Annotated in this window: 17 protein-coding genes; all 17 read left to right on the top strand. The window is 44.4% G+C overall.

Annotation, left to right across the window (positions count from 1 at the left end; translation table 11 throughout):
• The first annotated feature begins 236 nt into the window (after positions 1–236).
• The 17 genes from pyrH to ribF all read left to right on the top strand — a co-directional run bounded on the left by pyrH (position 237) and on the right by ribF (position 20,426).
• Entirely contained in the window at positions 237–959 is a 723-nt protein-coding gene (gene pyrH / locus EV146_RS10180) for a UMP kinase (protein ID WP_121609234.1), read from the top strand.
• 2 nt (positions 960–961) lie between these two features.
• Positions 962–1,519 carry a ribosome recycling factor gene (gene frr, locus EV146_RS10175; RefSeq protein ID WP_132005477.1) on the top strand — a complete coding sequence of 186 codons (558 nt, stop codon included), beginning with the start codon at positions 962–964 and terminating at the stop codon, positions 1,517–1,519.
• Positions 1,520–1,756: 237 nt separating this feature from the next.
• The gene (locus EV146_RS10170) at positions 1,757–2,533 is read left to right on the top strand and encodes an isoprenyl transferase (protein WP_132005474.1); all 777 of its coding nucleotides are present in this window, start codon (positions 1,757–1,759) and stop codon (positions 2,531–2,533) included.
• 16 nt (positions 2,534–2,549) lie between these two features.
• On the top strand, positions 2,550–3,344 hold the full coding sequence (locus EV146_RS10165; protein ID WP_132005471.1) for a phosphatidate cytidylyltransferase: 795 nt from the start codon (positions 2,550–2,552) through the stop codon (positions 3,342–3,344).
• Positions 3,345–3,434: 90 nt separating this feature from the next.
• Entirely contained in the window at positions 3,435–4,577 is a 1,143-nt protein-coding gene (gene dxr / locus EV146_RS10160) for a 1-deoxy-D-xylulose-5-phosphate reductoisomerase (RefSeq protein ID WP_132005468.1), read from the top strand.
• Between the two features lie 18 nt (positions 4,578–4,595).
• Positions 4,596–5,855, top strand: coding sequence for an RIP metalloprotease RseP (rseP, locus tag EV146_RS10155; protein WP_121609229.1), 1,260 nt, complete (start codon positions 4,596–4,598; stop codon positions 5,853–5,855).
• Positions 5,856–5,984: 129 nt separating this feature from the next.
• Positions 5,985–7,688, top strand: a complete 1,704-nt coding sequence (locus EV146_RS10150) for a proline--tRNA ligase (RefSeq protein WP_132005465.1) — start codon at positions 5,985–5,987, stop codon at positions 7,686–7,688.
• 207 nt (positions 7,689–7,895) lie between these two features.
• Positions 7,896–12,224, top strand: coding sequence for a PolC-type DNA polymerase III (locus tag EV146_RS10145; protein WP_132005462.1), 4,329 nt, complete (start codon positions 7,896–7,898; stop codon positions 12,222–12,224).
• Positions 12,225–13,014: 790 nt separating this feature from the next.
• Positions 13,015–13,485 (top strand): ribosome maturation factor RimP, encoded by a 471-nt coding sequence (gene rimP / locus EV146_RS10140; protein WP_121609226.1) that lies wholly within the window; start codon positions 13,015–13,017, stop codon positions 13,483–13,485.
• Between the two features lie 67 nt (positions 13,486–13,552).
• Positions 13,553–14,668 carry a transcription termination factor NusA gene (gene nusA / locus EV146_RS10135; RefSeq protein WP_132005459.1) on the top strand — a complete coding sequence of 372 codons (1,116 nt, stop codon included), beginning with the start codon at positions 13,553–13,555 and terminating at the stop codon, positions 14,666–14,668.
• Between the two features lie 18 nt (positions 14,669–14,686).
• Positions 14,687–14,968, top strand: a complete 282-nt coding sequence (rnpM, locus tag EV146_RS10130; protein ID WP_121613720.1) for an RNase P modulator RnpM — start codon at positions 14,687–14,689, stop codon at positions 14,966–14,968.
• Entirely contained in the window at positions 14,968–15,267 is a 300-nt protein-coding gene (locus tag EV146_RS10125) for a YlxQ family RNA-binding protein (RefSeq protein WP_162990102.1), read from the top strand. Before rnpM ends, EV146_RS10125 begins: the two co-directional genes overlap by 1 nt.
• Before the next feature lie 19 nt (positions 15,268–15,286).
• Positions 15,287–17,770 (top strand): translation initiation factor IF-2, encoded by a 2,484-nt coding sequence (infB, locus tag EV146_RS10120; RefSeq protein WP_132005456.1) that lies wholly within the window; start codon positions 15,287–15,289, stop codon positions 17,768–17,770.
• Positions 17,770–18,051, top strand: coding sequence for a DUF503 domain-containing protein (locus EV146_RS10115; RefSeq protein ID WP_132005453.1), 282 nt, complete (start codon positions 17,770–17,772; stop codon positions 18,049–18,051). Before infB ends, EV146_RS10115 begins: the two co-directional genes overlap by 1 nt.
• Positions 18,052–18,070: 19 nt before the next feature.
• Positions 18,071–18,442 carry a 30S ribosome-binding factor RbfA gene (rbfA, locus tag EV146_RS10110; protein ID WP_121609221.1) on the top strand — a complete coding sequence of 124 codons (372 nt, stop codon included), beginning with the start codon at positions 18,071–18,073 and terminating at the stop codon, positions 18,440–18,442.
• Positions 18,443–18,525: 83 nt separating this feature from the next.
• Positions 18,526–19,443 (top strand): tRNA pseudouridine(55) synthase TruB, encoded by a 918-nt coding sequence (gene truB / locus EV146_RS10105; protein WP_132005450.1) that lies wholly within the window; start codon positions 18,526–18,528, stop codon positions 19,441–19,443.
• Positions 19,444–19,481: 38 nt separating this feature from the next.
• Positions 19,482–20,426: a bifunctional riboflavin kinase/FAD synthetase gene (ribF, locus tag EV146_RS10100; RefSeq protein WP_132005447.1), complete on the top strand. Its 945-nt coding sequence runs from the start codon at positions 19,482–19,484 to the stop codon at positions 20,424–20,426.
• Positions 20,427–20,436 lie beyond the last annotated feature (10 nt).

The raw sequence follows: 20,436 nt of genomic DNA, 5'->3' as shown, positions 1-20,436 counted from the left end.
GTCATAAGTCAAACACCTTCAGAAGTCAAAGAACGACTTCCTGCGGCGTTCGCCTTATGCCTGTCGGGGCTGAGCAAGGCGCTTCCACTTTTCTTTATGTCTAGTTCCAGCGCCTAGCCCCTCGGGGTCATAAGTCAAACACCTTCAGAAGTCAAAGAACGACTTCCTGCGGCGTTCGCCTTATGCCTGTCGGGGCTGAGCAAGGCGCTTCCACTTTTCTTTTAATGGAGGTTTTTATGAGCGGCCCAAAATACAAACGCGTTGTCTTAAAATTAAGCGGTGAAGCCTTGGCTGGCGATAATGGCTTTGGCATCAACCCATCCGTGATCAAAAATGTTGCCGGACAGGTAAAAGAGCTTGCCGAGCTTGGTGTCGAAGTTGCTGTAGTAGTTGGCGGCGGAAACATTTGGCGCGGCAAAATCGGCGAAGAAATGGGAATGGATAGAGCGACTGCAGATTACATGGGGATGCTCGCAACAGTAATGAACTCACTGGCCCTTCAGGACAGTCTTGAACAGGAAGGCATTGAAACGAGGGTTCAAACTTCAATCGAAATGCGCCAGGTCGCTGAACCCTATATTCGCAGACGGGCCATTCGCCATCTGGAGAAAACAAGAGTGGTCATTTTTGCAGCAGGTACAGGGAACCCGTACTTCTCTACCGACACGACAGCTGCTCTTAGAGCTGCAGAAATAGAGGCGGAAGTCATTTTAATGGCTAAAAACAATGTTGATGGCGTCTATTCTGCAGACCCGCGAACAAATAAAGATGCTGTGAAATATGATGAGTTATCCTACCTTGATGTGATTAAAGAAGGCCTGGCTGTAATGGATTCAACTGCTTCTTCTCTATGTATGGATAATAATATACCGTTGATCGTATTCTCCATCATGGAGGAAGGAAATATCAAGAGAGCAGTAATGGGTGAAAAAATCGGAACAATTGTGAGGGGGAAATAATTATGGCAAATCAAGTCATCGAAAAGGCTAAAGAAAGAATGACCAAAGCCATTCAGGCATATACACGCGAATTAGCCAGCATCCGCGCTGGCAGGGCAAGTGCTTCGCTGCTTGATCGAATTACAGTCGATTATTATGGAGCACCAACTCCAATTAACCAGCTTGCCGGAATTTCCGTACCCGAAGCAAGATTGCTTGTCATTCAGCCATACGATAAAACCATTTTGGGCGAGATTGAAAAGGCGATCCTTAAATCAGACCTTGGCATCAACCCGACAAATGATGGTTCAATCATCCGTCTGGCCATTCCTCAGTTAACAGAGGAGCGCCGTAAAGAGCTTGCAAAGCAGGTTAGAAAGGAATCTGAAGACGCCAAGATAGCAGTCCGAAATATTCGCCGTGATGCAAATGACGAGCTTAAAAAGCTTGAAAAGGGCGGAGAAATTACTGAAGATGGACTTCGCGGCTTTTCAGATGACATCCAAAAACTGACAGATGATCAAATCAGTAAGATCGACCAGATTACCAAAGATAAGGAAAAGGAATTATTGGAAGTTTAATTCTTACCATCCAACCTGATTATGAAAAGACCCTCTTTTACAGGGGGTTTTTTTATAGAAACATATTCCTCCAACTGTAAGATTCTGTTTAAGAACCAATCTACATACTATTTTATAGAGATATCTTTTTTCATTTTTGGTATGATAGGAGCATATGGAAATAGGGCAAGATTGTTTAACGCTTTCACCTTATTTTTATATTGGAGGTACGTTTATCCTATTTAGGGGAGCTGTCTTATGTTAAATAAAATAAATCCCTGGAAGACCCAAAATAAACCTTCCAGTCTCCATGAAAGAATAGACCAAATAAAATCCCAGGAGGTTCCTTCCCATATTGCCATCATAATGGACGGCAATGGCCGGTGGGCCAAAAAGCGTTCCCTGCCCAGGATTGCAGGTCACCACGAAGGAATGAAAGTGGTTCGCAAAATAACGAAGCTAGCTAATCAGCTTGGTGTAAAGACGCTGACGGTTTATGCTTTTTCGACGGAAAACTGGAAACGGCCGAAACGGGAAGTTGACTTTCTTATGAAGCTTCCGGAAGAATTCCTTGGAACCTTTCTTCCAGAACTTATTGAAGAAAACGTCAGGGTCAAGATGATGGGGTACAAGGATAAATTGCCTGCACATACCCTAAAGGCAGTTGAAAAGGCAATGGATGACACAAAGGATAACACAGGGCTGATTCTAAATTTCGCTTTAAATTATGGAAGCAGGGCTGAAATATTAGAAGCTGTCAATAAGGTCATAACAGACAGTAAAAATGGAATAATAGAAGAAGAAACGATTTCTGAAGAATTATTCTCGTCTTATTTAATGACCTCTGAATTAAAAGATCCCGATCTGCTGATCAGGACCAGCGGAGAAATAAGGCTCAGCAATTTTATGCTCTGGCAGCTCGCTTATACGGAATTCTGGTTTACCGAGGTTTTATGGCCGGACTTCAGTGAAGAGCATTTTGTTGAAGCTATTGAAGTATTTCAAGGACGCCAGCGGCGCTTTGGAGGAGTTTAATAAAGGTGTGGATTAGATGAAGCAAAGAATCATAACAGCAGTCGCAGCAGCAGCAATATTCCTGCCAATCGTGATTTACGGTGGAATCCCATTTGTCTTAATGGTCTTTTTACTGGCGTCGGTTGGTCTGTATGAGGCACTTAAGATGCGCAATTTGAAACTGTGGTCAGTTCCAGGTATCATTTCTCTTATATTATTGTGGATTTTCCTGATTCCAAATGAATATCATGATATACTTGATCGCCTGAATTATTCTAAAATCGAGCTCGCTCTATTTGCGGTATTGCTTTTCCTGACCTACACGGTTGTCACGAAAAACCGATTCTCATTTGAAGACGTGGCCTTTTCCATTATGTCAACACTTTATGTTGGAATTGGTTTTTACTATTTTATCGAAACAAGAGGCGCGGCCAATGGGTTGACCTTTGTATTTTATTCTTTGTTCATTATTTGGGCAACTGATTCAGGTGCTTATTTTATCGGCCGTGCTTTTGGGAAAAGGAAATTGTGGCCGGAAATAAGTCCTAATAAGACAATTGAAGGTTTTTTTGGCGGCGTCTTTTGTGCGTTAATCGTCGCGGTTCTTTTTGCGGTCTTTAGTGAAGTAGATGTTCCGTTTATCCTTCTTCTGCTGGCTACTGCGGTCCTCTCTATTTTTGGCCAGGTTGGAGATCTTGTAGAATCTGCCTTGAAACGGCACTACAATGTTAAGGACTCGGGAAGAATTCTTCCTGGGCATGGGGGAATTTTGGACAGGTTTGACAGTTTATTATTTGTCTGGCCTCTCCTGCATTTTATGCATTTGTTATAATATAAGAATGAGGTGGGATCATCAATACCGACCTCATCTTTTGGCTTTGAAGCCTGCATGGCTTCACGGTAGAAATTGGGAGTGAAGTTAGTGAAGAAAATTAGTTTATTAGGATCGACAGGGTCGATAGGGATTCAGACCCTTGACATCATTAGAGAGCATCCGGATGAATTTAGGCTTGTCGCGATGTCTGCGGGCCGGAACATTGATTTAGTCAGAAAAGCCATCACAGAGTTTAAACCAGAATATGTATCTGTTCAGGAAAAATCTGGAGCAGAAACGTTAAAGACTGAATTTCCGGCAGTGGCCTTTGGCTTCGGGCCAGAGGGATTAGAAGAAGCGGCAACGTTTGCGAAATCTGATATCCTTGTAAATGCGGTCCTTGGAAGTGTCGGGCTGTCACCCACTTTAAAAGCAATCGAGGCGGGGAAAACAATTGCTATTGCAAATAAGGAAACACTTGTAACCGCCGGTCATCTAGTGATGGCGGCTGCAAAGAAATATGGGGTGGCCATCCTCCCGGTTGATAGTGAGCATTCAGCAATTTACCAGGCTTTACAGGGAGAGAAAACGAAAAATATAGAAAGATTGATCCTGACTGCCTCTGGCGGAAGCTTCCGTGACCGAAAACGAGAGGAATTAAGGAACGTAACAGTCGAAGAAGCCCTTAACCACCCAAACTGGTCAATGGGGGCGAAAATCACTATTGATTCAGCTACCATGATGAATAAAGGTCTTGAAGTGATTGAAGCCCATTGGCTATTCTCTATGCCATATGAAAAAATTTCAGTGCTTCTTCATAAGGAAAGCATTATTCATTCGATGGTCGAGTTTCACGACAGCAGCATAGTGGCCCAGCTAGGGACACCGGACATGAGAGTTCCTATCCAATATGCATTGACGTATCCAGATCGTTTGCCGCTGCCGTCAGGAAAAAGGCTGAATCTTGCTGAAATCGGGAAACTTCACTTTACTGAAATGGATTACGACCGTTTCCGCTGTCTGAAATTTGCTTATGATGCCGGCAGGGCTGGAGGGTCAATGCCTGCCGTATTAAATGCTGCCAATGAAGCAGCGGTCGCCGCCTTTTTGGAAAACCAGATTACTTTTCTGGAGATTGAAGATTTGATACAAAAGGTCCTGGATTCCCATGAGACCATCAGCAATCCGGATCTTGAAACCATACAGAAGATTGATGACGAAACAAGACAAATTGTAAACTCACTTCTTTAAAAAAAGGTGGTTATCCATTTGAGCACAGTTATAGCTTTTATTGTGATTTTTGGAGCTCTCGTTTTTTTCCATGAACTTGGGCACCTGATTTTTGCCAAGCGTGCGGGAATTCTGTGCCGGGAATTCGCGATAGGCTTTGGTCCTAAAGTGTTTTCACATAAAAAAAATGAGACAACATACACGATTCGCCTATTGCCGATCGGGGGCTTTGTCAGGATGGCCGGCGAAGACCCGGAAATGATTGAAATCAAGCCGGGCCACCGAGTGGGACTGTTGTTTGATAAAAATGAACATGTAAACAAGATTATCCTTAATAATAAAGACAAGTATCCAAACGCTGTGGTTGTTGAAGTGGAACAGGCTGACATTGAGCACAGCTTATTCATCAAAGGATATGAAGATGGCGACGATGAGCAGCTGAAAAGCTTTGCGATCAGCCCGACCGCGGTCCTTGTTGAAAATGGAGTCGAAACTCAGCTTGCACCATACGACAGACAGTTTGCCTCCAAGACACTGGGGCAGAGAACAATGGCGATCTTTGCCGGACCAATGATGAATTTTATCCTGGCCCTGGTTGTTTTTATGATCATTGCCCTCTTTCAGGGAATCCCTTCCAACGAGCCGATTTTAGGTGAACTTACTCCAGATGGTTCTGCCCGAGAGGCTGGGTTAAAAGAAGGAGATGTGGTCCAGAGTATAGAGGGATCAGAAATCTCAAGCTGGTCGGATGTAGTGGAAATGATCCAGAAAAATCCCGGAGAGACACTTGAATTCCTTGTTGAGCGTGACGGAAATACAGTTGAAATTCCCGTAGTGCCCGATACCAGGGAAGTCGAAAATGAAACAATCGGGATCATCGGGGTGTACAGCCCTATTGAAAAGTCACCGCTAAAATCCATAGCCTATGGGTTTGAAGAAACCTACACATGGACAAAGGTGATCATTACTTCCGTAGGAAAGCTTGTGACGGGACAATTTTCAATTGATGCACTTTCAGGCCCTGTCGGGATTTATGAATCAACCAGCATTGTGGCTGAATCAGGTGTATGGTATTTGATGAGGTGGGCAGCTATTCTTAGCATTAACCTTGGCATCATGAACCTTTTGCCAATTCCAGCCCTTGACGGCGGCAGATTGATGTTCTTTGCAATCGAAGCAGTCAGAGGAAAGCCGATCGACCGACAGAAAGAAGGAATGGTTCATTTCATCGGTTTTGCACTTCTAATGCTTCTGATGCTCGTTGTTACCTGGAATGATATTCAAAGATTCTTTTTATAAACCTCAGGCATATTACGGTTAAAATTCCATCCCAGTATCAGGGCACGTTGTCCTATGGGGTGGTTTGTCCTGGGTATTTAAGTAAGCATAGTATTCTATCATACGAATTAGATGAGGAGTAATAATTACATGAAGCAAAGTATGACCCTAATCCCTACACTTAGAGAAGTTCCAGCAGATGCCGATATTAAAAGCCATCAACTGCTCTTAAGAGCAGGATTTATCCGCCAAAATGCGTCCGGGGTATACTCCTATCTTCCGCTTGCCAGAAAGGCTCTTCAAAAAGTGGAAACAATTATCCGCGAGGAAATGGATAATGCGGGGGCAGTGGAATTGTTAATGCCGGCTCTCCAGCAGGCAGAATTGTGGCAGGAATCGGGAAGATGGTACACTTACGGTCCTGAACTGATGAGATTAAAAGACAGGCATGACCGGGAATTCGCGCTTGGGGCTACTCATGAAGAAGTAATCACCAGCCTTGTGCGCGATGAAGTGAAATCCTATAAGAGGCTGCCGTTGACTCTTTATCAGATTCAGGCGAAATTCCGTGACGAAAAACGCCCGCGTTTTGGCCTGCTTCGCGGACGTGAGTTTATTATGAAGGATGCCTATTCATTTCATTCCTCCCAGGAAAGTCTCGATGAGGTTTATGACAGGATCTTTACTGCCTATTCCAACATCTTTGCGCGCTGCGGCCTGGATTTCCGTGCTGTCATAGCGGATTCGGGAGCCATGGGCGGAAAGGATACCCATGAATTCATGGTCCTTTCCGATGTTGGCGAGGATACCATCGCTTATTCAGATACGTCCGGTTATGCTGCCAACATTGAAATGGCACCTGTTTCTATGGAGTATACGAAAAAGGCAGAGGAAGCCAAAGAGCTGGAGAAGGTCCGGACAGAAAATAAAAAGTCGATTGAAGAAGTTACAGAATTTTTGAAGGTGGAAGCGAAAGACTGCATTAAGTCACTATTATTTAAAGCAGATGATCGTTATGTCCTTGCGTTAGTGCGCGGAGACCATGAGGTAAACGACATCAAGCTGAAAAATCTCCTCGAAGCAGCCAATTGTGAGCTTGCAGATGCGGAAGAAACGAGAAAAGTTCTCGGCTGTCCAGTCGGTTCACTGGGACCAATTGATGTCAGCCAGGTCGAGATTGTAGCAGACCATGCAGTGGCTGCCATCGTAAACGGTGTTTGCGGTGCCAACGAAGAAAACTTCCATTATATTAACGTAAACCCTGAGAGGGATTTTAAAGTCAGTCATTATGCGGACCTTCGTTTTATCCAGGAAGGTGACCCATCTCCTGATGGACAGGGCAATATCCTGTTTGCAAAAGGAATTGAAGTCGGCCATGTGTTTAAACTTGGGACAAGGTACAGTGAAGCGATGAACGCATCCTACCTTGATGAAAATGGAAGGTCTCAGCCAATGATCATGGGCTGCTACGGAATTGGTGTTTCAAGGACGATGGCCGCCGTAGCGGAACAGTTCAATGATGAAAAAGGGCTTGTATGGCCTGCTGCCATTGCACCGTTCCAGATGCACCTAATTGCCATAAACATGAAGGACGAAGCACAAGCGCAGCTTGCAGGTGATTTATATGGAAAGTTCAGAGCTGCCGGGTATGATGTTCTTTTTGATGACCGTCAGGAACGTCCAGGGGTCAAGTTTGCAGATTCAGATCTTATCGGTATGCCAATCCGTATAACAGTCGGCAAAAAGGCCAGCGAGGGAATCGTGGAGGTAAAGGTAAGGAAAACAGGAGATATGCAGGAAATCCATATCGACCAGCTTCAAGAAGCAATTGAAAATAGTTTAAAGACACTTTAACATATTATGGGATCTCTTCGGAAGAAGGGATCTTTTTTTGAACTAACTCATAGACATATGTCACTTTAACTCGAGCAAACTACTAATCATTTCCTCATTTTTCTCATACCTTGCGAATTATCAGTCATAGTTTTTGTGTTATAATTACCTTTGCTAAAAAGAACTTTCTATCAAAGTTGGATAGTAAAAATAGATAGGAGGGAAAAAATGAGCGATCTTTCCTCTAAAAAGAAAGAAAGTTTCCAAGTGCTTCTGCAGCAGCTGCAGCTGACAGAAGATGCGATCGTACAGCATTTTTACAATGCTTTGATCGACAGGGTAATCATAGAAAAGAAATCCAAGAAGTGGCACTTTTTCTTTCAATTCGAGCGGATTATTCCCTGCAGTGTTTTCAGCAGGTTTAAAACCCAGATAGAAAGAACCTTTTCACATATTGCTTCTGTCACTTACAGCATTCATGTCGTTGAACAAAGTTTCAGCGAACAGGATATTCATGATTATTGGAAAAACTGCGTACAGGAAATCGACGGGATTTCTCCGCCATTACTGAAGCTATTGAATGAACAGCTCCCAAGGGTGCAGGGCACAAAGCTCATCTTAAATGTACGGAATGATACCGAAGGCCTGGCGATTAAAAGAAAATATGCCAGCCTGATTTCTGATATTTTTCAGTCGTTTGGTTTTCCGGCACTGGCTATAGATACTGAAACTGCTGCCAGTGATGCAGCTTCAACCGAGTATCAGGATTTTATAAAAGCGAAGGAAAAGGAAGACCAGGAACGGGCTTTAATGGCAATGGTCGAAATGCAGAAGAAAGAGGCAGAGAAGGACCAGGGAGACGCTGGTGCGGCGGAAGGCCCTGTTACGATTGGTCTTACTATCAAAGACGATGCAGACTACCGCCGGCTTGAAGAAATCGTTGATGAAGAGCGCAGAGTTATGGTTGAAGGCTATGTATTCTTTGCAGAAACGAAAGAGCTGCGCAGCGGAAGGACTCTATTAACCTTTAAAATAACGGATTACACAAGTTCCATCATGGTCAAGATGTTTTCCCGGGATAAGGAAGATGCAGCGATTTTCCAGCGTGTCAAGAAAGGCATGTGGTTGAAGGTCCGAGGCAGCATCCAGAACGACACCTTTGTACGGGACCTGGTCATGATCGGGAATGATGTGAACGAGATAAAACCAAAGCTTCGCCAGGATACAGCACCAGAAGGCCAGAAGCGGGTAGAATTGCACCTCCATTCACCAATGAGCCAAATGGATGCTGTCTCAAGTGTAAGCGACCTTGTTTCCCAGGCGAAAAAATGGGGGCATCCGGCAGTCGCGATAACGGACCATGCTGTTGCTCAATCGTTTCCGGAGGCATTTGGCGCCGGGAAGAAAAACGATATAAAAATTTTATATGGTGTTGAAGCCAACCTCGTAGATGATGGAGTACCAATTGCTTATAACTCTGCCCATCGCCTGCTTGCTGATGACACGTTTGTAGTATTTGATGTTGAGACAACTGGATTATCGGCTGTCTATGATACCATCATTGAACTTGCGGCAGTAAAAATACGCGGCGGCGAAATTATTGACCGGTTTGAATCGTTTGCAAATCCTCACCATCGGCTGTCAGCAACGATCATCGAGTTAACAGGAATTACGGATGATATGGTTGCAGATGCTCCAGAAGTGGATGATGTTTTAAGGCGCTTTTATGAGTGGACGGGCGATGCGATCCTGGTCGCACATAATGCTGCCTTTGACATGGGCTTTTTAAATACCGGCTATAAAAAAATCGGCTTAGGTAAATCGCCCAACCCAGTAATCGATACCCTTGAATTAGCTCGATTCCTGTTCCCGGAAATGAAAAACCACCGTCTTAATAACCTGGCCAAAAAGCTGGATGTCGAACTTACGCAGCATCACCGCGCCATTTATGACGCAGAAGCAACAGGATTCATTCTAGTGAAAATGCTCAAGGAAGCCGGAGAAAAGGGAATTGAATACCATGACCAAATGAACGATTATATGGGGCAGGGGAAGGCCTACCAGCGGGCAAGGCCGCACCATTGTACAATATTGGCACAGAATGAAACGGGGCTGAAGAACCTTTTCAAGCTTGTTTCCATTTCCCATATCGATTATTTCTACAGGGTTCCCCGAATTCCAAGATCCATCCTGGAAAAACATCGTGAAGGACTTTTAATCGGTTCCGGCTGTGACAAGGGCGAGGTTTTTGAAACGATGATGCAAAAGTCGATGGAAGAGGCCGAAGAAGCAGCTTCGTTCTACGATTACCTTGAAGTCATGCCTAAGCAAGTATACGCCCATTTAATTGAGCTGGAGCTGGTCCGGGATGAAAGGTCACTTGAACATATCATTACCAATATTGTCAAACTTGGAGAAAAGCTTGATCTGCCTGTAGTGGCTACAGGAAATGTTCACTACCTGAACGAGAATGATAAAATCTATCGCAAAATTCTTGTCAACTCCCAGGGCGGCGCCAATCCGCTGAATCGCCACCGCCTTCCCGATGTCCATTTCAGGACCACGAATGAAATGCTTGAAGCTTTCTCCTTCCTGGGGAAAGAAAAGGCAAAGGAAATTGTGGTGGAGAACACTAACAAAATTGCCGATATGATTGACGTGATCAAGCCGATTAAAGATGATCTCTACACCCCTAAAATCGAGGGGGCAGATGAAGAAATGCGCAATATGAGCTACGCGATGGCGAGAAGCATCTATGGTGAAGAGCTGCCGGAAATCGTGGAAGCAAGGCTTGAAAAAGAATTAAAGAGCATCATCGGCCATGGGTTTGCGGTTATTTACCTGATTTCCCACAAGCTGGTTAAAAAATCGCTTGATGATGGTTATCTGGTAGGTTCACGGGGATCCGTCGGTTCTTCCTTAGTAGCGACGATGACGGAAATAACAGAGGTTAATCCGCTGCCGCCCCATTATGTCTGCCCGTCCTGCAAACATTCAGAGTTCTTCAATGATGGTTCGGTCGGCTCCGGATTCGACCTTCCTGATAAGGACTGTCCAAATTGTGGCTCCAGATATAAAAAGGACGGTCACGATATCCCGTTCGAAACCTTCCTTGGCTTTAAAGGAGACAAGGTTCCAGATATCGATTTGAATTTTTCCGGCGAGTATCAGCCAAGGGCACATAACTACACGAAAGTTCTATTCGGTGAGGATAATGTATATCGCGCAGGAACAATAGGAACCGTTGCCGAAAAGACAGCCTATGGCTATGTTAAGGCCTATCAGCAGGATAATAATCTCCACATGCGCGGGGCGGAGACAGACCGCCTTGTAGCTGGCTGTACAGGGGTTAAAAGGACAACCGGTCAGCACCCTGGCGGTATCATTGTTGTACCAGATTATATGGACATCTATGATTTTTCGCCGATCCAGTTTCCTGCTGACGCCAATACATCAGAATGGAAGACAACGCATTTTGACTTCCACTCGATCCACGATAACCTTCTAAAGCTCGATATTCTTGGGCACGATGATCCGACGGTTATCAGGATGCTTCAAGATTTAAGCGGAATTGATCCAAAGACCATTCCTACGGATGATCCGGAAGTTATGAAAATCTTTTCCAGTACGGAATCCATCGGAGTAACTGAACAGCAAATCATGAGTAAAACCGGCTCACTTGGAATCCCTGAATTCGGGACTAGATTTGTACGCCAGATGCTTGAGGATACAAAGCCAACGACTTTCTCAGAACTAGTCCAGATCTCAGGTCTTTCTCACGGAACGGACGTATGGCTGGGGAATGCACAAGAGCTCATTCATAACAATATCTGCTCACTGAGTGAAGTAATCGGCTGCCGGGATGATATCATGGTGTATTTGATCTATCAGGGACTCGAACCTTCTTTCGCTTTCAAAATCATGGAATCTGTCCGTAAAGGAAAAGGGCTTTCTGACGAAATGGAAGAAGAAATGAGAAAGAACAGCGTCCCGGAATGGTACATTGATTCATGTAAAAAGATAAAATACATGTTCCCTAAGGCGCACGCAGCTGCATATGTATTAATGGCTGTCAGGATCGCTTATTTCAAAGTACATCATCCGCTTTTATATTATGCAGCCTACTTTACTGTCCGGGCGGAAGATTTCGATGTAGAAGCCATGGTTCGCGGGAGCCAGAGCATAAAGGCACGTGTAGATGAAATCAATGGCAAAGGGCTCGATGCATCAACAAAGGAAAAGAACCTTCTGACTGTCCTGGAACTTGCACTCGAAATGTGCGAACGAGGATATTCTTTCAAAAAGGTTGACCTTTATCAGTCCAGTGCAACTGATTTTATCATTGATGGAGATACGCTGATTCCTCCATTCAATTCCATTCCCGGTTTAGGAACAAATGCTGCGATAAACATTGTTAAGGCTCGTGAAAAAGGAGAGTTTCTGTCAAAAGAAGATCTCCAGCAGCGAGGGAAAGTTTCAAAAACAATCATTGAGTTCCTGGATAATCACGGCTGTCTGGAGGCTTTGCCGGACCAGAACCAGCTTTCATTATTCTAGGGTCTTGTCCTTGAGACTGGAGTCATTTCCAGTCTCTATTTTTTATGTATGTTTACGTAAAAGTATTGTATATTACTTTATTTCGGCCTTCGGGATTAACATAGACGGAGACGAGGCAGCGGCACAACGTGATATTTACCGGAAAATTCCTGTATTCTTGCAATTCTGGTGGTTTTTCACTAGATAAAATTGCGGTTGTATTTCTTTTCTTAAAAAGTGCTTCAAAAATAGAGTCAATTGCGTGTAAAAGAGGATAATGGGACGGTTACATTGCGCTTTGATTTCATGTTATTCTTTTATGCATCGATGAAAAGAATTTATGGATAGTTTTTGTTGATTTATGAATCGATTGTTTTAGTTTATGAATCGATCATTCCCGTTTATTGAAAAACCTGTGTCTTGCTGGTGAACCTCTCCTAAGTACAGGCAGTCCGATGCAGTATGGTACCGTTGGGTCTGGTACTGGGTGAAAACAAGATTGATTTACGTCTTCAGAAGACAAAGCTCACCTTCCTGCCTGGAAATACCTTTTGCTGGAATTGCATACTGAGCATTGCCTCTACGCTCACACAAGGCTTGGCGGTTGTTTAGCTGGATGTTTTTTAAAGACCCTCTGCTTTCCTATATTTGCATTAAAATCCCGGATATGTTATATTTTTATTGGAAATACTAAGGATAACTCGGCAGACAAGAGTGGGGAAACCCACTCTTTCGTGTTGTTATGCCCTTTTCGGGATGTATTTAAAAACCTAAAAACCGTAGTAAAGCCCATTCCAAAAGGAGGGATAGAATGAGCAAAGTGATAGAAGTTGTGGAAGAACTGGTGACTCCAATTGTAACGGAGATTGGTTTGGAGTTAGTGGACGTAGAGTATGTGAAAGAAGGAAAGAACTGGTTCCTCCGTGTTTATGTTGATAAAGACAATGGTGTTGATATCGAAGAATGCGGGATTGTCAGCGAACGTTTGAGTGAAAAACTTGATGCAATGGATCCAATTCCTCATAACTATTTCCTTGAAGTATCTTCTCCGGGAGCCGAACGGCCACTAAAGAAAGAAAAGGATTACCAAAAGGCAATTGGAAAAAATGTTTTTATCAAAACATATGAAGCTATTGATGGCGAAAAAGCTTTTGAAGGGGTTTTAACCGCTTATGATGGTGAAACAGTTACTGTTGAAGTAAAAATTAAGACTCGCACAAAAGCAGTCGTCATTCCTTTTGATAAAATTGCCAGCGCCCGGCTTGCGGTTACTTTTTCGTAAATAAACCTATCTAAACAGCCTTATAAACCATAACTTTGAAGGAAATTAAAAGGGGGATTTTTATCTCATGAGCAGTGAATTGTTGGATGCTCTGACAGTGCTTGAAAGAGACAAGGGCATATCCAGGGATGTATTGATTGATGCAATCGAAGCTGCATTGGTCTCGGCATACCGGCGTAATTTCAATCAGGCACAGAACGTGCGCATTGATTTGAACCTTGCAAATGGGTCGATGCGTGTATTTGCAAGAAAAGAAGTGGTTGAAGAGGTATTTGACCCTCGTCTTGAAATATCCCTTGAGGAAGCACAGCGAATCAATCCAAACTATACAGTTGAGGATGTCGTTGAGCTCGAAGTAACCCCTAAGGATTTTGGGCGGATTGCTGCACAGACGGCGAAACAGGTTGTAACTCAGCGTGTCCGCGAAGCTGAAAGAGGAATTATTTATTCTGAATTCATCGATCGCGAAGAAGATATCATGACCGGGATCGTTCAGCGGCTCGATGCAAAGTTTATTTATGTCAGCCTGGGAAAAATTGAAGCCATCCTTCCTGCCAATGAACAAATGCCAAACGAGCGCTATAAGCCGCATGACCGGATCAAGGTCTTTATTACCAAAGTGGAAAAGACAACAAAGGGTCCGCAGATTTTTGTTTCCCGGACTCACCCTGGCCTTCTGAAAAGACTGTTTGAGATTGAGGTACCCGAAATTTATGATGGAACAGTTGAAATTAAATCAGTGGCACGTGAAGCTGGCGACCGCTCAAAGATTTCTGTCCATTCAGATAATGCAGAGGTCGATCCGGTTGGTTCATGTGTTGGTCCTAAAGGGAATCGCGTGCAGGCAGTGGTAAACGAACTGAAAGGCGAAAAGATCGATATTGTCAAGTGGTCTGAGGACCCTGTCGTCTTTGTTGCCAATGCATTAAGCCCTTCAAAGGTCCTTGACGTCATTGTCAATGAAGAAGAGAAGGCAACGACTGTCATCGTTCCGGATTATCAGCTTTCCCTGGCAATCGGAAAGAGAGGCCAGAATGCAAGGCTGGCAGCGAAATTGACAGGATGGAAGATTGACATCAAGTCTGAAACCGATGCACGTGAAGCGGGCATTTTCCCGCGTGAAGCCGACGATCGGCTATTAGGCGATTTCGAAGAAGAATTTACTGACGAAGAACAGGATTAAGGGGTGAGGTGGATGAGCGTGAACAGCCGAAAAAAAGTTCCGATGCGTAAATGTGTCGCAACCGGTGAAATGAGGCCTAAAAAGGAACTCGTCCGCATCGTTCGTTCAAAAGAGGGAGATGTATCTGTCGACCCTACCGGTAAAAAATCGGGCCGGGGTGCCTATCTGTCCAAGGATAAGGAAGCGGTCCTGCTTGCAAAGAAAAGAAACATACTTTCAAAGCATTTGGAAGCAAACATAGATGAAACTTTATACGATGAGCTTCTTGACCTTATCGAAAAGGAGAAACGACAAATCTGATGGTGAATCAGTGGATGTCATTGCTTGGCTTAGCCAATCGAGCACGTAAAATCATTTCGGGTGAAGAGCTGGCCGTTAAAGAAATAAGAGGCGGCAGGGCAAAGTTAGTTTTATTGTCCGAAGATGCATCTGCCAATACTAAAAAAAAGATTACAGACAAATGTAATTCCTATCATGTACCAATTAAAATGGTCGAGGACCGGTACAAGCTCGGCCAGGCAATTGGGAAAGATGCACGTGTTGTCGTTGCCCTATTGGATGATGGGTTTGCTAAGAAACTGTTGACGTTGCTCGATTAATTCTAGCGGGGGTGAAAATATGAGTAAAACACGCGTGTATGAATATGCAAAAAAACATAATGTGTCCAGCAAAGACGTAATTACAAAATTAAAAGAAATGAACATAGAGGTTTCAAATCACATGACTGCGATTGAAACTGATACCGTGAGGAGATTAGACGCCATTTATAATAAAACAAACGACAAACAACCGCAGCAACAGCAACCAAGGCAGGAACAAAATCAAAGGCCACAAGGACAGGGTCAGCAACAATCAGGTCAAGGGCAGCAGAGACCGCAGGGCCAAGGCCAGCAACGATCAGGACAAGGGCAGCAAAGACCGCAGGGCCAAGGCCAGCAACGATCCGGTCAAGGGCAGCAAAGACCGCAGGGTCAAGGCCAGCAAAGATCAGGCCAAGGCGGCCAGCAAAGACCGCAGGGTCAAGGCCAGCAAAGATCAGGCCAAGGCGGCCAGCAAAGACCGCAGGGTCAAGGTCAGCAAAGACCAGGCCAAGGTCAGCAAAGGCCACAGGGTCAAGGTCAGCAAAGACCACAGGGGAATGCAAATGCTGGTCAATCCTCTTCGAATAGAGGAAACTCTGCTCAAGGTAACCGCGATGGAAAGAACTTCCAATCAGGGAATAACCGCAACAATAATAACCGCAATAATAACAACCGAAACAATAACAATAATAAATCGCGGCAGAACAATACTCGCGGTAGGCAAAACCAGGCCCAAGTTACTCAGCCGCCTGTTAAAAAAGAAAGAGAGCTTCCGGAAAAAATCACTTTCGTTGAATCTCTTACAGTTGGGGAACTAGCTAAAAAGCTTTACCGTGAACCATCTGAAATCATAAAAAAATTATTTATGCTAGGGGTCATGGCTACCATTAACCAGGATCTCGATAAAGATGCGATTGAATTAATCTGTTCAGATTATGGAGTGGAAGTCGAGGAGGAAATCCTGGTTGACACAACCGATCTGGAAGTGTATTTCAATGCTGATGAGGAAGAGCCTCAGGCCGAACGTCCGCCTGTTGTCACCATCATGGGGCACGTTGACCATGGAAAGACAACTCTTCTTGACTCAATCCGTCATACTAAGGTGACTGCCGGAGAAGCAGGCGGAATTACCCAGCATATCGGTGCTTACCAAGTCGTTGAAAATGGAAAGAAAATTACATTCCTTGATACACCTGGGCATGCTGCCTTCACAACTATGCGTGCACGCGGAGCAAAAATAACGGATATTACGATCCTAGTTGTTGCTGCTGATGATGGTGTTATGCCACAAACAGTTGAGGCTATCAATCATGCAAAAGCGGCAAATGTTCCTATCATTGTTGCAGTAAACAAAATGGATAAGGAAGCAGCGAATCCAGACCGGGTCATGCAGGAGTTGACAGAGCATGGATTAGTGCCTGAAGCCTGGGGCGGAGAAACCATCTTTGTACCGATTTCAGCGCTTAAAGGGGAAGGAATCGATTCTCTGCTGGAAATGATCTTATTGGTAAGTGAAGTCGAAGAATATAAAGCAAACGCAGACCGTGCTGCAGTTGGAACGGTTATTGAAGCCCAATTGGACAAAGGCCGCGGTTCCGTCGCAACTCTGCTTGTGCAAAACGGAACGCTTAGAGTAGGAGATCCAATTGTTGTCGGCAATACGTTTGGACGTGTCCGTGCAATGGTAAATGACGTAGGCCGCAGAGTGAAAGAAGCAGGTCCATCTACTCCGGTTGAAATCACCGGTTTAAATGATGTTCCGCAGGCAGGGGACCGCTTCGTTGTCTTTGCTGAAGAAAAAACAGCACGTCAAATCGGTGAGTCCCGTTCTACTCAAGCTGTTCAGGCTCAAAGAAGCGAAAAATCCCGCGTAAGTCTCGATAACTTGTTTGAACATATGAAACAAGGGGAAATGAAAGACCTAAACATCATTATTAAAGCTGATGTTCAAGGTTCTGCTGAAGCACTTGCTGCTGCTCTGAATAAACTGGATGTAGAAGGGGTTAACGTCAGAATTATCCATACTGGCGTCGGAGCAATCACCGAATCCGATATTACCCTTGCTGCCGCTTCTAACGCCATTGTTATTGGTTTTAATGTGCGACCTGACAACAATGCGAAGCGCGCTGCTGAATCGGAGGAAGTTGACATCCGTTTACACCGCATCATCTACAAGGTAATCGAGGAAATCGAATCTGCCATGAAGGGAATGCTTGATCCTGTCTATCAGGAGAAAGTCATTGGGCAGGCAGAAGTCCGCCAGACTTTCAAGGTTTCCAAGATTGGTACGATTGCCGGTTCTTATGTCACTGAAGGAAAAATCACAAGGGACAGCGGCATCCGCCTGATTCGTGACGGCATCGTGATCTTTGAGGGTACAATCGATGCATTGAAACGTTTCAAGGACGATGCAAAAGAAGTGAATCAGGGATATGAGTGCGGAATCACCATTAAAAACTTCAATGATGTCAAAGAAGGCGACGTAATTGAAGCATATATCATGGAAGAAGTGGAACGTTAATGATAGTAGGGCTTGCCGCCTGTGATTGCATCATATATGATGCCCATTCCTTAAAAGATAAACGGGCAGTCCTGCAGCGAATTTTAACGAGGCTGAAGCAGAAGTATAATGTATCTGCTGCGGAAGTGGATTACCATGATGTTTGGCAGAGGACTAAAATCGCCATTGTGGCGGTTTCCTCCGCTAAAGTGTCAACGGAGAGGGAATTGCAAAACGCCCTTGGATTAATTGATTCATTTCCGGAGATAGAACGAACCATTACAGACATTGAATGGCTTTAATATTACGAGGTGATCGAACATGGGCCATAGAGTTAATCGTGTAGGGGAACAAATGAAGAAAGAACTCGGGGATATTATCGGCCGAAAGATAAAAGATCCGCGGATTGGCTTTGTAACTGTTACAGATGTTGAGGTGACAGGCGACCTGCAGCAGGCAAAAGTATTTATCTCTGTCCTGGGTGATGATGCCCAAAAGGAGAATACTCTTAAAGCACTGGCAAAGGCGAAAGGGTATATCCGCACCGAAATCGGCCAGCGGATTCGCCTTCGGAAAACGCCTGAAATTACCTTCGAATTTGATCAGTCCATTGACTATGGCAACAGGATTGATACTCTTCTCCATCAGGTTCAAAATCAGGAAAGAGATCAGGAAAATCAGGATAAAGAATAAATGGATAGACTTATGTCTATCCATTTTTTTGGGAAGAAATAGGCAATGATGACTTGAGTTATCAGCCAGGAAGGGGGATCATTTTGGAAGGCATATTGCCATTATTTAAGCCAGCTGGGATGACATCCCATGATTGCGTATTCCGTCTGCGCAAAATATTGAAGATGAAAAGAATTGGACACACGGGTACACTGGACCCGGATGTAACAGGCGTTTTGCCTGTCTGTATCGGGAGAGCTACCAAAGTGGCCGAGTATATTACCGACGCGGGAAAAGCGTATGAAGGAGAAGTAACAATAGGATTTTCAACCACAACCGAGGATGCTTCCGGGGAAAAGGTTACGGAAAAGTTAGTGAATAGGCCGATTACAAGGCATGAAATCCTTCAGGTACTTCACAATCTGACAGGCGAGATTGTCCAGACTCCCCCGATGTACTCCGCGGTGAAAGTCAATGGAAAGAGACTTTATGAATATGCGCGGCAGGGAATTGAGGTTGAACGGCCATCCAGAAGAGTGAACATCTATCAGATAGAATTACTGGACGACAGGAACAGCTTTGAAGGGGCAACTGTGTCTTTCCGCTTCAGGGTTCAATGCAGCAAAGGTACATACATTCGGACACTTGCTGTCATGATTGGAGAGGAACTTGGCTTCCCGGCACATATGTCCTATTTACAGCGGATCCAGTCTGCATCCTTTTCCCTTGATGATTGTCTTACGTTCGAACAGATTGAAGACTTGTCAGAAAATGGAGCAATCGAGCAGATTCTTAGGCCGCTTGAGGAAGGGATTTCTCATTTGCCCAAATATCAAATAAATGATACAGTAGCAGAAAAAGTGAAAAATGGAGCCTTATTGGAGATTCCTCCTGAACTATCTTCTGAGGAGGGACCGATTGCTGTCGGCCCGAAAGACGGGACTGTATTAGCGATATACAGGAAGCACCCTCGAAAGCCCGGTCTCCTCAAGCCGGATAAAGTACTGAGGAATGACAGTTAAGGTTCATTCAGGCTTTGTTAGAAAAGGTGAGCAATAACGTGGAAATGATTAAACTGAATCACCCGCATACTTTTAATAAAAATGACTTTCCTCCACTTGCCATGGCGCTCGGGTATTTCGACGGAGTCCATTTAGGCCATCAAAAAGTGATAAAAGAAGCGAAGCAAATTGCTGAAAGCAAAGGGCTGAAAAGTGCTGTCATGACTTTTGATCCTCATCCTTCTGTAGTCCTGGGAAAAAGAGTTCAGCAAATCGAATACATTACACCTCTTGAAGATAAGATTAGGGTAATTGAAGGGCTTGGGGCAGATTATCTATTCATCGTCCATTTTACACCTGAGTTCGCCAGCTTGCTGCCTCAACAGTTCGTTGATGACTATATAATCGGATTGAATGTTAAACATGCTGTTGCCGGATTTGATTACACCTATGGGAAGATGGGGAAAGGGAATATGGAAACCATTCAATTCCATTCGAGGGGATCGTTTGACTTTAGTGTTGTCCCAAAGCTCTCGGCAGATGGAGAGAAGATCAGTTCAACTTTGATTCGTTCAGTCATTCATGAAGGAAGGGTGGACGCCATTCCCAGTTTGCTTGGCCGGCATTTTTCAACTGCCGGTGTGGTCGCCCATGGAGATAAACGGGGAAGGACAATTGGATTCCCCACTGCCAATATCGAAACACCGGACGAGTATCTGCTTCCTCCAACTGGAGTTTATGCAGTCAGGATTTTCAGCAGGGATCAATGGCACCATGGAGTGTGCAATGTTGGGTATAAGCCGACATTTAAGGAAAAAAAGGCAAAAAAACCAACCGTTGAAGTACATATCTTTGATTTTTCCGAGGATATATACGGAGAAACGGCAACGGTTGAATGGCATTTGAGGCTGCGGCCGGAGCAAAAGTTTTCCGGCATTGATGCACTTGTTGAACAAATCGGAAAAGATAAACAGGCTGCCCTTGACTATTTTTACACTGACTAGACTTGCTTTT

Origin of the sequence: Mesobacillus foraminis, assembly GCF_004340465.1 — a bacterium.
In the GTDB taxonomy this organism is placed as follows: Bacteria; Bacillota; Bacilli; order Bacillales; family Cytobacillaceae; genus Mesobacillus_B; species Mesobacillus_B foraminis.
Note: the sequence above shows the minus strand (reverse complement) of the source record. Positions and strands in the feature narration are given on the sequence as shown.

Bases quoted from the DNA above. Each gene is read 5' to 3' on its own strand.
- rbfA (WP_121609221.1), top strand. From the start codon at position 18,071: ATGGGCCATAGAGTTAATCGTGTAGGGGAACAAATGAAGAAAGAACTC.
- EV146_RS10125 (WP_162990102.1), top strand. From the start codon at position 14,968: ATGGTGAATCAGTGGATGTCATTGCTTGGCTTAGCCAATCGAGCACGT.
- EV146_RS10145 (WP_132005462.1), top strand. From the start codon at position 7,896: ATGAGCGATCTTTCCTCTAAAAAGAAAGAAAGTTTCCAAGTGCTTCTG.
- EV146_RS10150 (WP_132005465.1), top strand. From the start codon at position 5,985: ATGAAGCAAAGTATGACCCTAATCCCTACACTTAGAGAAGTTCCAGCA.
- EV146_RS10165 (WP_132005471.1), top strand. From the start codon at position 2,550: ATGAAGCAAAGAATCATAACAGCAGTCGCAGCAGCAGCAATATTCCTG.
- rimP (WP_121609226.1), top strand. From the start codon at position 13,015: ATGAGCAAAGTGATAGAAGTTGTGGAAGAACTGGTGACTCCAATTGTA.
- nusA (WP_132005459.1), top strand. From the start codon at position 13,553: ATGAGCAGTGAATTGTTGGATGCTCTGACAGTGCTTGAAAGAGACAAG.
- EV146_RS10115 (WP_132005453.1), top strand. From the start codon at position 17,770: ATGATAGTAGGGCTTGCCGCCTGTGATTGCATCATATATGATGCCCAT.
- infB (WP_132005456.1), top strand. From the start codon at position 15,287: ATGAGTAAAACACGCGTGTATGAATATGCAAAAAAACATAATGTGTCC.
- pyrH (WP_121609234.1), top strand. From the start codon at position 237: ATGAGCGGCCCAAAATACAAACGCGTTGTCTTAAAATTAAGCGGTGAA.
- EV146_RS10170 (WP_132005474.1), top strand. From the start codon at position 1,757: ATGTTAAATAAAATAAATCCCTGGAAGACCCAAAATAAACCTTCCAGT.
- frr (WP_132005477.1), top strand. From the start codon at position 962: ATGGCAAATCAAGTCATCGAAAAGGCTAAAGAAAGAATGACCAAAGCC.